Below are 14329 nucleotides of genomic sequence, written 5' to 3'. Positions count from 1 at the left end.
TACCGAGGCGACTCGATGGGTGGGCCGTGAGCAGGCTGGACGTCGGCTGACTCAGACCCAGCCGCGGCGGGCGGCCTCGACTCCGGCGTGGAACCGGTTGCTCGCGCCGAGCTCGTCGAAGAGGGCGTGGAGGCGCCGCCGGAGCGTGCGGGACGAGATGCCGAGCTGACCCGCGATCACCTCGTCGGTCGCCCCCGCCGCCACGAGGGCGAGCAGGTCGCGCTCGGCGGGGGTGGGAGGTCGCATCGCGAGCCGCGCCTCCTGGTCCCGGGACGGGGTGGCGACGCCGGACGGCGACGTCACGGTCGACGACGCCGCCGCCAGTCGTGCGGCCACCGAGGCCCAGTCGACCGCGGAGCGGCCGGCCCCCGGGGTGCCCGGCACGGGCAACGCGCTGCGCCAGCGGGCCTCGAACAGGTCGTGGAGCGCGGCGACGAGCGGTTCGGACTCGGTCACGAGGGCCTCGGGCCGGTCGGGGTCGTGGCCGATCGAGACGAGGGCGACCCGGCGGTCGGCGACGGCGAGCTTGACCGGCAGGTCGTGCGTGATGCGGGCCTCCTCGCCGTCGGCGCCGAGGCGGTGCACGCCCTGCCAGCTGCCGTCGGCCGAGATGCTGGCGACCGTGTAGACCGCCCGCCACCGCACCCCGCGGCCGAGGGCCACCCGCTGGGTGGACTCGTTCGACGCGACCACGTAGGGCGGACGGTCGAAGGCGACGAAGTCGGTGGTCGCGCGGTGCTCGAGCCGCGAGTACCAGTCACCCACGGCCGCGTGGCCGACGACGACCCGAGTCAGCTCGTCCGCGTGATGCGGGCGGCGACCCTCGTCGAAGAGCGCCCCGAGTTCGGGCACCGCCGCGCGCACCTCGACGAGTGCGTCGGCCCGCGCCGCGACGACGGCCGGGACGGCCACGCGGGGGTCGACCGCACCGTAGCCGTCGCCACCCGCCGACCGCTGGACGAGCCCGAGCGAACGGAGGCGCTCCAGGGCGGCCAGGGCCGTCGCCTCGTCGAGGTGCACGGCCCGTGCCACGGCCTCGGGCGTCGGCCCGGCCGCCGCACCCGGGGCGTCCGCCACCCCGGCCCCGGCGACGACGTGACGGTAGACCGCGACCGCCACGTCGTCGATCCCGAGGGCGGCGAAGGACGGAAGGGGCACGGGTCGATCTTGCCCCGTCCCAGCCGACTCTTGGTAGCGTCGTCCAGATGACCGGACACGGGGCGGGGCGGTGAGCCGCGAGACGATCGCGTCGCCGTCGGCGGCGAGGCTGCGTCGACCCGCTTTCTCGGTCGGTCTCGCCGGTCGGTTGTCGGGCAGCTGGCGCAGCGTGCTCGTCGTCTACCTCGCGTCGCGGCTGTTCTCGACGAGCGTCCTCTTCTCCGTCTACGAGGTCGCGAAACTGGCCGGGGCGACCTTCATCACGCCGGGCAGCGACCGCAGCTTCCTCGACTTCACGTCGTCGTGGGACGCCGACCGGTACCGCACCATCGCGCTGCACGGCTATCCGTCGACCCTGCCCACCGACGCCACGGGCGAGGTGCTGCCGAACGAGTGGGCGTTCCTGCCGGTCTTCCCGTACCTCTGCCACCTGCTGATGGTGGCCACGGGCATGGACTTCACCGTCGCCGCCCCCCTGCTCGCCACCGTGTTCGGCGCGGGTGCGGCGATCGTCCTCTACCGCCTGCTCGTGACGAGGGTCGGACACACCGGTGCCCTCTGGGCCGTGCTGCTGTTCTGCTTCGGGCCGATGGCGTTCGTCATGTCGGTCGGCTACGCCGAGAGCCTCTTCCTGCTGCTGATGTTCGGCGGCCTGCTCGCCATGCAGCGGCGGAACTACCCGCTCGTGGCGGCGGCGGGCATCGTCGCGTCGTTCGTCCGACCCGGGGCGCTCGCCCTGGCGTTGGCGCTCGGCATCCACCTGATCGTGCGCTGGCACACCGAGCGGGAACGGCCCGAGGGCCTGCCTGCGGGCGCGGCCGGGGGCGCGGGCGCGGGCCGTGCCACGGCCGCTGCTGCCGCCGCCGTCGCCGCGCCGACCGGGTCGACGACGCGGTCGACCGGGGACGCCGGGACGCGACGGATCGCCGGGATCGGCACCGCGCCTCCTGCGCTCGTCCTCGCCGCCCGCGCGTCGGCCCGCCGTGCCTGGGCCGGGCTGCACGAGTTCGTCGTCGGCGGCCGGATGCCGACGCGCGAGCTGACGACGATCGTCGTGGCGGGGCTCGCGATGGCCGCGGCGGGACTCGCGTGGCCGGTCGTCGCCCACGTGGTCACGGGTCAGTCGGACGCCTACCTCGAGACCGAGATGGCCTGGTGGGTCGACTACGTCGGCCGCCCGGCGTTCGTGCCGTTGACGCCGTGGTTCCTGCTGGCGGGCCGCTGGTTGGGCATCGGGGGCATCGTGCTCGTGCTGGCCATCATCGCGTCGTTCACGTTCTGGATGACCCGCCGCTCGACCCTGCGCCTCGGCCACGAGGTCGTCGCCTTCGTCGCGGGGTTCTTCGCCTACCTCGTCGCGGTGTTCCTGCCGCAGCAGAGCCTGTTCCGGCTGCTCATGCCGCTCAGCCCCGTGCTCGGCACGCCCGCGATCTCGGCGCGACCGTGGCTGCGCCGCACGATGCTGCTCGGCGGGGCGGCCCTGCAGCCGGTCGCCGTCGTACTCGTCTTCCTCTTCACCGCACCGTAGCCACCGCGGCGTCGCCGACGCGGCGTGGCCGGCGCGGCGTCACCACCGGCTGTCACGACGACGACACCGCCGAGCGGACAGGACACCGTCGCATTTCTCGGTGTCCAGTCCACTCGGCGGTGTCCGGCGGGCGGGGCGCTCCGCGTCTCGCCCGGAGGCGCCGGCGGGCTACGCGGCGGCGGGGGCCAGCTGCATCGCGTCGGCGAGGAGCGCGACCGACCGGAGGCGCGCCTCCGTCGACGAGGCCGCGTGCGCGACGATCAGCTCGTCGGCCTGGGCGGTGCGGGCGAACTGCTCCATGTACTGGCGGGCGTCGCCGGGCGTGCCGACGGCCGTGTAGGTCGTCATGGTCTGGACGTGCTGGCCGACGGGGGTGCGCAGCAGGTGGTCGAGTTCGTCGTCACCGAACTCGCGCGTGGGGTCGATCTGGCCGCTCTGTCGCAGCAGCATCATCAGACGTTGGCGCTTCATGGTGGCGAACTGGGCGTCGGCCTCGTCCGCGTCGTCGGCGACGACCGCGTTGACGGCGGCGAGCACGTACGGCTCGCTGAGCTGGGTCGACGGCTGGAACTCGCGGCGGTAGGCCGAGACGGCGTCGATCAGGTCGCCGGGCGCGAAGTGCGAGGCGAAAGCGTAGGGCAGGCCGAGGGCGGCGGCGAGCTTCGCGCCGAAGAGCGACGAGCCGAGGATGTACAGCGGCACGTTCGTTCCGGCGCCGGGGACGGCCTGGACGCCGGCGACGCGGGACTCCCCCGCGAGGAAGGCCTGCAGCTCGACGACGTCCTGCGGGAAGCGCTCGGACGACGAGGGGTCGCGGCGCATGGCGCGGAAGGTGGCCTGGTCGCTGCCGGGGGCGCGGCCGAGGCCGAGGTCGATGCGGCCCGGGTGCAGGGTCTCGAGGGTGCCGAACTGCTCGGCGATCGCGAGCGGCGAGTGGTTCGGCAGCATGACGCCGCCGGAGCCGAGACGGATGGTCGAGGTCTGGCTCGCGATGTGGGCGATCAGCACCGACGTCGCGCTCGAGGCGATGGACGCCATGTTGTGGTGCTCGGCGTACCAGACCCGCCGGTACCCGCTCGCCTCGGCCTGCTGCGCCAGGGCCACGGAGGCCGCGAAGCTCTCGCGCACGGTCTGACCGGGTGCGACGGGGGCGAGGTCGAGGATCGAGAGGGGAATGCTCATGCGGGGGTGAACAACGACGGGCGTCGCCGTATGCCCGGTCTCGGCGATCGTCAGGTCGAACCGGTCGTCTCGGACGATGGAACGCATCCGCATTCGAGACGTGGTGGAATCCGACGCCAGACACTGTCGAAACTGGCGAGATCGACCTCGCGGACACCTCCGGCCAGTGCCGGTGGTGCTCCGAGCAGTATCCGGAGCGCCTCCCATGCCGTCATGTTCCCCACCACACCGGCCAACGGGGCGGCTGAACCGCCGGGCGACGAACCCTTCAGTGTTCGCGCGGCACGTCCGTGATCGTCGGCTGTCGCGGCACGGATGCACGACCAGCACGTCGTTCGGCCGGGCAGGACGGTGACACCCGGCACCCCGAGCAGGGCGCCGTACGCGCCTCCGACGATGTGCGGGACACCGACCGCGGTGCTCGCAGTCGCCACGACGTCGGCCACGACGGGCACCGAGGGCTGGTCTGCGCAACTCACGACGAGATCGGCGCCCGAGAGCAGGGTCGCGAGCTGTTCCGAGGTGTCCACCCGAGTGCACCAGACGTCGACGGTGATGTCAGCGTCGATCTCGGCGACTCGCTCTGCGGCTGCGTCGACCTTGACTCGTCCGACGTCACCGGAATCGAAGAGCACCTGCCGGTTCAGGTTGGAGAGTTCGACGACGTCGGGATCGATGAGCACGAGCTTCCCCACCCCCGCCGAGGCCAGCGATTGGACGACCCACGAACCAGCACCACCGACGCCGACCACGACCACGCATGCACCGGTGAGCCGGCTCTGGACCGTCGAGGCGTCGTGTCCCCGAGCGACTGCGGACAGTTCATCGGCCGAGATCATCTCGTCGAACAGCTGCAGCTGACGCGAATGCCTCGTGGCACGGTCAGTAGAAGATGCCTCCGACGCCAGGAAGCGTTCGGATTCGAGGACCTCCAGCACGTCCTCGAGCGCTCCGCGATCACGCAAGGAAAGCGTCTGGGCGAGCTGCGCTGGCGTGCGAGTCCCGTCGAGCAGCGGGACGAGGTCCGCCACCCAGGGCTCGACGGAGAAGGTCGACACGACCCGCTCGTACGTTGCCCTGAATTGCAGGCGACCGTCTGCGAGCTGGATGACGATGATGCTGTCTCGCAGACGGGGGCGGGCGGCTGAGCCCGTTCTCGCGTCAGTGCTCATGACGTGCCCCTCAGAATCGTCAGGGGCTCCGTGCGGGAGGCCCGCAGGACCGGCCCCACGGCGGCGAAGGCGAGAGCGATCGCCGTCACGCCGACGATTCCCGCGATCGTCACGGGATCGACCACCGGGTCGACCCCCACGCCGAGGAGCCTCGAGACGATCTGCGTCCCGAGTGCTCCCCCGAACGAGCCGAGGAGCAGTCCTGCACTCAGCGACGCCACGGCGATCACGATGGCGTCCCAGGCGACGAGGGCACCGACGCCGCGACGTCGGCACCCCACGGTGCGGAGCACGGCGAGTTCATCACGCCGCGATTCGACGTCGAGGCTCAGCGTGCTGCTGGCCCCCAGAGCCCCGAGGGCCAAAGTCACCGTCACCGCAGCGAAGAGTCCTGCCGTGAGGGCTGCCGTCTCGGAGGCTGCCCGATCCCTCGTCGCCTCGGCGGTGATGACGTCGACACCGGGGACACCGACCACCTGCGCGGCGATGCGGTCTGACAAGTCGGCGACATCGACCCCTCCGTCTGCCGACACGTCCCACCGAGAGACCCCAGTGACACCGAGTTCCCCCGCCGTCCTGCGGTCGATGACGACCTGTTGCCCCGTGGCCACCGAGGTGAAGAGCCCAACGACTTCGAGGGGCACCTGGGTTCCCCCGGCCGACACGACGACCTCATCGCCCGGGGCCACCGTCAGGGACTCGGCGACCCCCCTCGGCAGAGCGATGCCCCCACCGGCCCTCAGCAACTCGACACCTCTCGATCCGCTACCGTCGGACCACGCGAGCCCCGACACGTCGAACCAGGTCTCGGGGTCGATCGCCTGGAACGGCACGTCGAGTTCGGCGGACGCCGACAGGACGGTGGCTTCACCGGACGTCGACCGCGCGACGTCCCGAACGCCGTCCACGACGATCGTCGGCTCGGCGTCGTCCGACAAGGGCACGACCGACGTGACTTGCACGTCGGCCCCGAACTGCCGATCGATCTGTTCCCCTGTCGCGGAGGCGACGGCACCGACGCAGGTGGCGAGCGACACCGCACCGAAGACCACCAGGGTGAGGGCCCCGGTCACCGTCGACCTGCCGCGTGTCGGTCGGCGACGCGCCAGGTCGGCTGCCCACTGGAGCCTGGCCGCGAACGCCGCCAGGGGCGCGATCGCGAGGCGGGAGAGGGCCACCGCACAGGCCGCCAGAGCGACCAGGCCCAGAGCGTCGAGGACGGCGCCTGCGTCGAGGGCCCAGATCACCAGCGCCGAGACCGATGCGACCACGGCGACCGCGACGGTTCGTCGCTGTGAGCACGATCCGGGCGAACCGTCTGCGGGTTCGACGCCCCTCACGACGAACGCCGGCGGAATTCGACGGACGTCGGCGACGGCTCGTCGGGCTCCGAGCGCGGCGGAGGTCGCTCCCGCCAGGACACCGAGACCGACCGAGAGGGTGAGAGTCGAGAGAGACGGAGTCGCCCCATCCGTCCGACTCATCACCACCGCAGCGCCTGCGACGCCGACCGCGACGCCCACGACCGTTCCGGCCGCTGCGACGATGGCGATCTCGGCGCCGACCGACGAGACCAACCACCGCGTGGACGCGCCCGTGGCGCGCAGCACACCGTAGGTGCGGCGCCGTGCTCGGACGGCAGCCGTGCTCGCCAGTGAACCGAGCAGTGCCGACACGGCGAGCGCGACCAGAGCGAGCCCTGCCATGACCGCCGTCACGGCCGTTTCGATGGGCCCGAGGCCGTCGGCCACGGCCGACGTGTCCTGGAAGACGGCTCCGGACGGGAGCGCCGCTCGGTGTTCTGCTGCCCAGGTGGACGCGACTGCAGGATCGAGTTCGAGGTCGAGACGGGTGAGGTCACCCTCGAGCCCGAACGCCCTCTGGACGACCTCGAGGTCGGTGAAGAGGTTGTCCCGGGCGAAGACACCCAACGAGCGGGGGTCGACGAGCCCCACCACGTCGAACGAGCGGACGCCCGCGGGAGTCGTCATCGACATTCGACTCCCCAGGGAGGCGTCCATGCGGTCTGCGACATCGGTCGGCACCAGGACCTCATCCGAGCCCGGTCGAGGAGCTCGACCGTCGGTGACCACCTGGGAGGCGAGCGAGTCCGGCCCGGCCGGGGCCCCGGTCAGGAGGAGGGTCTCCGCCTCACCCGTCGCGCCGACCGCGACCGTCTCTCGACTCAGGGTGGGGAGCGACGACACGACTCCGGGATCGGCGGCGAGTGCGTCCACGAGGCCCTCGTCGACGAACTCACGATCCACCTCGGGGACGATGCCCACGTCCCCGAACGTGAGCAACGAATCGATTCCGTCGACGACCGTCTGGCGCGCCGTCAGCCCGGTGACGAGTGAGGCCGTGAGAAGGGCGACCCCCAAGGCTGCCGTGAGAGCGGTGAGTCCTGCCCGCCGCCGTCCGTCAGCGATGTTCCGCCAACCAATCGCGAACGCGTTCTTCATGGGCCCTCCCCTCGACGCTGTCGATCGTGGCCGCCGGTGTGAAGCGTTCGTCGGCGATGACTCGGCCGTCTCGCAGGACGACGATCCTGTCGGCGATGCAGGCGGTCTCGAGGTCATGGGTGACCACCACGACCGCTGACGCCTGGTCGTCGACGACCACGCCCCGGAGCAGCCTCAGGACATCCCGTGAGGTCGCACTGTCGAGCGCGCCGGTCGGCTCGTCGGCGAGGACGAGAGACGGACGGGAGAAGAGGGCTCGAGCCAGGGCCACACGTTGGGCCTCTCCGCCCGACAACGTGACCGGACGGGCCTGCTCGAGACCGTCGAGGCCGAGTTCGTCGAGTAGCGCGTGCGCTCGATCCGCCCATTCCGAGCGGGGTCTTCCCGCGACGAGTGACGTGAGGCCGACGTTCTCGAGCACCGACAGGGTCGGGACGAGGTGGGAGTCCTGGAAGACGAATCCGATGCGATTTCTACGCAGGACGGTGCGCTCCGCCTCGGAGAGGGAGGAAAGGGTCATTCCGTCGAAGACGATCTGACCGTGATCGGGGGTGTCGAGAGCACCGACCATCTGCACCAGAGTCGACTTGCCCGAGCCGGAGCGACCGACGATCGCGACGATCTCGCCCTCGTGAAGGTCCAACGAGACACGGTCGACGGCGGGCGGTCTCCCGCCTCGACTCTCGAAGAGCCGTGACACTTCAAGGATCTTGACGAGCGGAACCGTGGTCATGCCGCCGACTCCGTCCGCATCAGATCGAAGTCGGTCCACATCTCCCAGTCGCCGGCGCGGCCGTCGAGGATGAGCCTCTCGATGAGTCCCCACAACGCGACCGTCGACCCTTGGACCTCGACGTCATCTGTCGGGGCGGGAATCGCCGGGTGGATCGTCAGGGCGAAGTGAGCTTCCCCCGTCCGGTCGAGGTGCATCGGCAGCATGGGTGCGCCCGCGGCACGACTCATGAGGGCCGGCCCCTGAGGCGCGACGACGGAAGCTCCCAGGAACGGGACGACGGTGTGGTGACGGCCTCGGCCCCTGGGATCGAATTCGGGGAACATCGCGAAGACGAGCCCGTCCTTAAGCGCTCGGAGCCCCTTTCGGAAGGTCGCGTCGTCGTCGATGGCGAAGGCGTCGACATCGAGAGAGGGAAACGCCCGATCCCGGAGCTCGTCGAAGTTCATCCTGTTGAAGACGAAGCGCGTGGGCTGTCGGTGCGCGATGATCGGCGGGACGACGTAGGACGCCCCGAAGTGCAGGGGCAGGGCCAGGACGCCACGGCCGTGCTCAATTGCCTCGTCGAGGTGCTCGCCGCCACGAACCTCGACGACCTCGTCCAGCCGAGCTCGGTCGTCGAGCCACAGCGTGACGAACGTCGACTCGAATTGCATCCGAGGCCCGTAGTCACCGTATCGACCCGCTGCAGCGTCGATGTCGACGGAGGCGAGACCCGGCAAGCCCCCCATGGCGGCACGGGCCTTGGCCGCCATGCCGGCGCTCGTGTCGGACGGGTCGGCGATCGAGTCGTAGGCGGGCAGGTCGAACCGGGCGATGTGGTTCATGAGTCGCCACGCGGCAGCGGGCCCGGCGGCGCGGAGCGCCGACCAGAGACGTTCATATCGGACGACCTCGAAGAGAGTGAAGACGGGAAGGGGCATGTCGACTTTCAGGAGATGCGGTCACCGGACTGACGGGGAAGGCGGACCGCCCGATGGGCGGCCCGCCTCGGCTGTCAGGTGCAGAGGCACCCGCCGTTGCAGCGTGCTGCGCTACCCGGCTTGAGCGTCGTGCTCTCGATCTTTTTCATGCGTTCCCTCCTCCCACGTCGAGTCGACTGGACACCTCCGAGTCTCGGCATCGGCAGCTCGACGCGAAAGTCACGGCCGTCACGAAGTCACCACGCGTGCGTAATGCCTCCGCCATGAGACATACTGGTCACGAATTCGATGACGAGTGGGGGATGCCTTGGCGGACGACCGGACGATCGATGTTCGCGTGGTCGCCGACGAGGTACTCACCCGATCGGCGATCGAGACGTGCATCCGGGCCGCGCCGGGACTGTCGCCCGCCCCGGCCCCTCGCTCAGAAACGGGGCCGCGACATCGGAGCGTGCTGGTCATCGACGCCGACGACCACCCCGACGTCGTGGACGCCGCCCGACGACTGCGCGAGGGGCACGACGCCGTCGTCGTCCTGGGTCGCCGCTTGCCCGCCGTCCTCGTCCGTCACATCGTCCGGTCGGGCATCGACGCGGTCGTCTCGAAGCGGGCGAGCATCGACGAACTCCTCGCCGTGGTCCGGCGAGTGGCTTCCGGAGAAGACCACGTCGACCCGAGGTTGGCCGCCACGGTCCTCCGCGCCGAGGCATGCCCGCTCACGCCTCGCGAACGCGACGTCCTCCGCCTCGTCGACCGGTCGCTCTCGACCCGACAGTGCGCCGCCGAGTTGCACCTCGCCGAGGGCACGGTACGCAACCTGATCTCGTCCGCCGTCCGCAAAGTCGGGGCGCCCGACCGCGGACGGGCCGCCTCGGACGCGCGCGATCTCGGCTGGATCTAGACCCGCGCCTCCTCGGGGCGAGCGCCTCGGGCGCGGCCTGTCCCCGAGACCAACGACGAGTAGTCCCGAACCGTCGTCCGCCGTGGGGCGAAGGACGATCCGGGACCACTCGATGCGCGAACCGCGCGAACCGCGCGAGACGCGCGAGCCGGCCGCGAGGCCTACAGGCCGCGGGCGAGGCGGTGGTACGCGGCGTTCCAGGCGACCTCGTGACGGAAGTCGCGAATGCGGGTGTCCTCGTCGATGACGAGCAGCTCGGTCTCGACGATGCGCGCGAGGTCTTCGAACGCCTCGAGCCCGACCGCGGTCGACATCACCGTGTGGTGCGCGGCGCCGGCCGTCAGCCACGCCTCGGCCGACACGGCGAACGACGGGCGGGGCTTCCACACCGCGCGCCCCACCGGCAGGTTCGGCAGGTCCTCGTCGGGCTCGACCACGTCGACCACGTTGACCGTCAGGCGGAACCGGTCGCGCACGTCGCTCATCGCGACGACGACGGCCGGGCCGGGGTCGGCCGAGAAGACCAGGCGCACCGGGTCGTCCTTGCCGCCGATGCCGAGTGCGTGCACCTCGAGCGAGGCGCGACCCGACGTCAGCGCCGGGCTGACCTCGAGCATGTGGGCCCCGAGGATCTTCTCCTCGCCGGGCACGAGGTGGTACGTGTAGTCCTCCATCAAGGAGGCGCCACCCGGCAACCCGGCGCCCATCACGTTGGCCGCACGCACCAGCACCGAGGTCTTCCAGTCACCCTCGGCACCGAAGCCGTAGCCCTCGGCCATCAGGCGCTGGACCGCGAGGCCGGGCAGCTGCTTCAGTGCGCCCAGGTCCTCGAAGTTCGTGGTGAACGCGCTGAACCCGCCGGCCTCGAGGAAGGACCGCAGCCCGATCTCGATCGCGGCACCGTCCCGCAGCGACTGGTGACGCTCGCCACCGGCGCGCAGCGCGGGCACGACGTCGTAGTCGGCCTCGTACACCGCGACGAGCTCGTCGATCGCCGTCTCGGACGCCGCGGCGACGGCCTCGGCCAGCTCGTTGACGCCCCAGGTGTTGACCTGGACGCCGAAGGCCAGCTCGGCCTCGGTCTTGTCACCCTCGGTCACGCCCACGAAGCGCATGTTGTCGCCGAAGCGGGCCAGCTTGAGCGAGCGCACGGCCGAGGCCCCCGCGGCGGCGCGCATCCAGGTGCCCACCTGCTGCTGCACGCGCGGGTCGCTGACGTGGCCGACGACCGTCTTGCGTGGCACGCCGAGACGGGTCTGCATGTAGCCGAACTCGCGGTCGCCGTGTGCGGCCTGGTTGAGGTTCATGAAGTCGAAGTCGATGTCGGCCCAGGGCAACGCCACGTTCGCCTGCGTGTGCAGGTGCAGCAGCGGCTTGCGCAGGGCGTCGAGGCCGCCGATCCACATCTTGGCCGGGCTGAACGTGTGCATCCAGGCCGTGACGCCGATGACCGAGTCGTCGAGGTTCGCCTCGAGCATCGTGCGGCGGATCGCGTCGGCGTCGGTCAGCACGGGCTTCCAGACGAGGCGCACGGGCACGTCGGAGGCGGCGGCCAGCTCGTCGGCGATGGCACGCGACTGGTCGGCGACCTGCTTCAGCGTCTCTTCGCCGTAGAGGCCCTGGCTGCCGGTGAGGAACCACACCTCTCTCGAGGCGAGGAAGGCGGTGGGGTCGAGGGTGTCGTTCGTCACTTCAGTTCTCCTGCGGGTGCTTGTCCATAGACGTTCTGGTACCGGTCGAAGAGGGCGTCGATGCTCTCTGCCGGGATGGGGATGGGTTCGCCGAGCTGGCGGGTGATGTGGACGGTCCGCGCGACGTCCTCGGTCATGACGGCGGCCTTGACCGCGTCGCGGGCGTCCTTGCCGATCGTGAAGACGCCGTGGTTCTGCATCAGCACGGCCCGGCTGCGGTGCCCCTCGAGGGTCGCGACGATGCCGCGGCCGATGGAGTCGTCGCCGATGATCGCGAACGGCCCGACGGGGATCTCGCCGCCGAACTCGTCGGCCATCGCCGTGATCACGCAGGGGATCGCCTCGCCGCGCGCGGCCCAGGCCGTGGCGTAGGTCGAGTGGGTGTGCACCACTCCCCCGACGTGCGGCATGGTGCGGTACACGTAGGCGTGCGCGGCGGTGTCGCTCGACGGGCTGCGGTCGCTGCCCGGCGTACCCTCGACCACGGTGCCGTCGAGGCGGCAGAGGATCTGGTTCTCGGCCGTCAGGTCGTCGTAGAGCACGCCGCTCGGCTTGATGACGAAGAGGTCGGTGCCGGGTACGCGACCCGAGACGTTGCCGCCCGTCCAGACGACCAGCCCGTAGCGCACGAGCTCGGCGTGCAGGGTCGCAACGTCTTCTCGCGTGGCGTCGATGGCGGCCTGCGTCGAGCGGTCGATCCAGCCGGTCATGCGGTCACCTGCGCGTCGCTCATGGCGGAGGCGGTGGCGTCCTGCTCGAGGGCGTCCGTGCCCCGGGCGCTCTCGGCGGTCGCCGAGGGACCCGAGGAGGCGCGGGTCGCCTCACGACGCATCACGCGCAGGCGGTGCATCACGTCGTTGCCTCCCCGACCGAACCAGTCGTGCAGCAGGAGGTACTCGGCGTAGAGCGCGTCGTACGCGTCGGCGGCCGCCTCGTCGGGCACGTAGGTCGCCCGGTCGACACTGCCCATGGCCTCGGCCGCCGACCGGATGTCGGGGTAGGCGCCCGCGGCGACGGCGGCGTGGATGGCCGACCCGAGGGCGGGGCCCTGCTCGCTCGTGATGGTCGAGATCGGCAGGCGCAGCACGTCGCTGTAGGTCTGCATGAGGTGAGCGTTCTTGAGCAGACCGCCCGCGGCGATGAACTCGGTGACCGGCACCCCGGACTCTTCGAAGGCCTGGACGATGCGACGGGTGCCGAAGGCCGTGGCCTCGAGCAGCGCGCGGTAGCCCTCCTCGGGCGTCGTGCTGAGCGTCTGGCCGACGATGACGCCGCTCAGCTCGTGGTCGACGAGCACCGAGCGGTTGCCGCTGTGCCAGTCGAGGGCGACGAGGCCGTGGGCCCCGACGGGCTGCTCGTAGGCGAGGTCGGTGAGGTGCTGGTGCACGCTCTTGCCGGCCGCCGCGGCGGCGTCGACCGACGACTGCGGCACCTGGTTCTTCACGTACCAGGCGAAGATGTCGCCGACGCCGGACTGGCCCGCCTCGTAGCCGTAGAGCCCGTCGACGATGCCGCCGTCGACGACGCCGCACATGCCGGGCACCTCGGCCAGTTTGTCACCGTTCATGACGTGGCAGGTGCTCGTGCCCATGATGGCGACCATCTGGCCGGGCTGGGTGGCCTTGGCGGCCGGGGCGGTGACGTGCGCGTCGACGTTGCCGACGGCCACGGCGATGCCCTCGGGCAGGCCCGTCCAGCCGGCGGCCTCGGCCGTCAGCGTGCCCGCGACGTCGCCCAGGGCGCCGATCTCGTGCACGACCTTGGTCTCGGCGAAGTCGGCGAAGTCGGGGTTGAGAGCGGCGAGGAACTCGCGGCTGGGGTACTCGCCGTCCTGGTAGATGCCCTTGTACCCGGCGGTGCAGGCGTTGCGCACGTACCGACCGCTGAGCTGCCAGACGATCCAGTCGGCGGCCTCGACCCAGTGCTCGGTGGCGGCGTAGACCTCGGGGTCCTCTTCGAGCAGCTGGAGGCCCTTGGCGAACTCCCACTCGCTCGAGATGAGCCCGCCGTAACGGGGCAGCCACGACTCGCCGCGCTCGGCGGCCAGCTCGTTGATGCGGTCGGCCTGGCCCTGGGCGGCGTGGTGACGCCACAGCTTCACGAAGGCGTGTGGGCGGTCGGCGAAGCGCTCGAGCTCGTTGAGCGGGGTGCCGTCAGCGGTGGTCGGCACCATGGTGCAGGCGGTGAAGTCGGTGCCGATGCCGACGACCGCGGAGGGGTCGACGCCCGACGCGCGGAGGGCCTCGGGCACCGCGTTCTTCAGCACGTCGACGTAGTCGGACGGCACTTGCAGGGCCCAGTCGGCGGGGAGGCGCTCGCCCGTGCCGGGGAGCGTGCGGTCGACGACGGCGTGCGGGTACTCGAACGTGGCACTGGCCAGTTCGGCACCGTCACGGACGCGCACGACGACGGCCCGGCCGCTGAGCGTGCCGTAGTCGACGCCGACGACGTACGCGTCGGCCGAGGTGCCGGCGGGGTCGGGAGCCGCGGGCGACGAGTCGGAGGGGATGGCGGTCTCAGCCATGGAACGTCCTTGTCCTGATGCGAAAGTGAGCGCTCACATTCTCACATGAGCGAGT

11 protein-coding genes are annotated in these 14329 nt (G+C 71.1%); 2 read left to right on the top strand and 9 right to left on the bottom strand.

The window, feature by feature from the left end; genetic code table 11:
- Positions 1-51: 51 nt before the first annotated feature.
- Positions 52-1158, bottom strand: a complete 1107-nt coding sequence (locus ASG28_RS01080; protein WP_055971046.1) for a helix-turn-helix transcriptional regulator — start codon at positions 1156-1158, stop codon at positions 52-54.
- Positions 1159-1228: 70 nt separating this feature from the next.
- Between ASG28_RS01080 and ASG28_RS01075 the strand changes: the two genes are divergently transcribed.
- Positions 1229-2686 carry a mannosyltransferase family protein gene (locus ASG28_RS01075; protein WP_055971044.1) on the top strand — a complete coding sequence of 486 codons (1458 nt, stop codon included), beginning with the start codon at positions 1229-1231 and terminating at the stop codon, positions 2684-2686.
- A 168-nt stretch (positions 2687-2854) separates the two neighbouring features.
- On the opposite strand, the gene ASG28_RS01070 is transcribed toward ASG28_RS01075, so the two are convergent.
- From ASG28_RS01070 to ASG28_RS01050, 5 genes are all read right to left on the bottom strand, one after another.
- Entirely contained in the window at positions 2855-3868 is a 1014-nt protein-coding gene (locus tag ASG28_RS01070) for an LLM class flavin-dependent oxidoreductase (protein ID WP_055976645.1), read from the bottom strand.
- Between the two features lie 50 nt (positions 3869-3918).
- A complete protein-coding gene (locus ASG28_RS01065; RefSeq protein ID WP_055971042.1) occupies positions 3919-5040 on the bottom strand; it encodes a HesA/MoeB/ThiF family protein in 1122 nt (373 codons plus the stop codon).
- Positions 5037-7502: an ABC transporter permease gene (locus ASG28_RS01060; protein WP_162235691.1), complete on the bottom strand. Its 2466-nt coding sequence runs from the start codon at positions 7500-7502 to the stop codon at positions 5037-5039. Before ASG28_RS01060 ends, ASG28_RS01065 begins: the two co-directional genes overlap by 4 nt.
- Entirely contained in the window at positions 7462-8145 is a 684-nt protein-coding gene (locus ASG28_RS01055) for an ABC transporter ATP-binding protein (RefSeq protein WP_200925243.1), read from the bottom strand. Before ASG28_RS01055 ends, ASG28_RS01060 begins: the two co-directional genes overlap by 41 nt.
- A gap of 86 nt (positions 8146-8231) precedes the next feature.
- Positions 8232-8990: a lysophospholipid acyltransferase family protein gene (locus ASG28_RS01050; RefSeq protein ID WP_162235690.1), complete on the bottom strand. Its 759-nt coding sequence runs from the start codon at positions 8988-8990 to the stop codon at positions 8232-8234.
- A 619-nt stretch (positions 8991-9609) separates the two neighbouring features.
- On the opposite strand from ASG28_RS01050, the gene ASG28_RS01045 reads away from it, so the two are divergent.
- The gene (locus ASG28_RS01045; protein ID WP_056051086.1) at positions 9610-10059 is read left to right on the top strand and encodes a response regulator transcription factor; all 450 of its coding nucleotides are present in this window, start codon (positions 9610-9612) and stop codon (positions 10057-10059) included.
- A gap of 161 nt (positions 10060-10220) precedes the next feature.
- Here the strand turns inward: ASG28_RS01045 and araA are convergent, their stop codons facing one another.
- Genes araA through araB form a run of 3 tightly spaced genes read right to left on the bottom strand, consistent with a single transcriptional unit; the run spans position 10221 to position 14274 of the window.
- Complete coding sequence (gene araA / locus ASG28_RS01040) at positions 10221-11750, bottom strand: L-arabinose isomerase (protein ID WP_055971031.1); 1530 nt, start codon at positions 11748-11750, stop codon at positions 10221-10223.
- Entirely contained in the window at positions 11747-12460 is a 714-nt protein-coding gene (locus tag ASG28_RS01035) for an L-ribulose-5-phosphate 4-epimerase (RefSeq protein WP_043595113.1), read from the bottom strand. The genes araA and ASG28_RS01035 overlap by 4 nt, the downstream gene beginning before the upstream one ends.
- A complete protein-coding gene (araB, locus tag ASG28_RS01030; protein WP_082454189.1) occupies positions 12457-14274 on the bottom strand; it encodes a ribulokinase in 1818 nt (605 codons plus the stop codon). The genes ASG28_RS01035 and araB overlap by 4 nt, the downstream gene beginning before the upstream one ends.
- Positions 14275-14329: the final 55 nt, after the last annotated feature.

It is taken from the genome of Frigoribacterium sp. Leaf415, assembly GCF_001424645.1.
Taxonomy (GTDB): Bacteria; Actinomycetota; Actinomycetes; order Actinomycetales; family Microbacteriaceae; genus Frigoribacterium.
The sequence above is the reverse complement of the archived record's forward strand: the minus strand, read 5'-3'. Positions and strand labels throughout refer to the sequence as shown.

Excerpts from the sequence above, each read along its gene's own strand:
- ASG28_RS01070 (WP_055976645.1), bottom strand. The coding sequence starts at position 3,868 with ATGAGCATTCCCCTCTCGATCCTCGACCTCGCCCCCGTCGCACCCGGT.
- ASG28_RS01065 (WP_055971042.1), bottom strand. The coding sequence starts at position 5,040 with ATGAGCACTGACGCGAGAACGGGCTCAGCCGCCCGCCCCCGTCTGCGA.
- ASG28_RS01060 (WP_162235691.1), bottom strand. The coding sequence starts at position 7,502 with ATGAAGAACGCGTTCGCGATTGGTTGGCGGAACATCGCTGACGGACGG.
- ASG28_RS01050 (WP_162235690.1), bottom strand. The coding sequence starts at position 8,990 with ATGGCGGCCAAGGCCCGTGCCGCCATGGGGGGCTTGCCGGGTCTCGCC.
- ASG28_RS01035 (WP_043595113.1), bottom strand. The coding sequence starts at position 12,460 with ATGACCGGCTGGATCGACCGCTCGACGCAGGCCGCCATCGACGCCACG.
- araB (WP_082454189.1), bottom strand. The coding sequence starts at position 14,274 with ATGGCTGAGACCGCCATCCCCTCCGACTCGTCGCCCGCGGCTCCCGAC.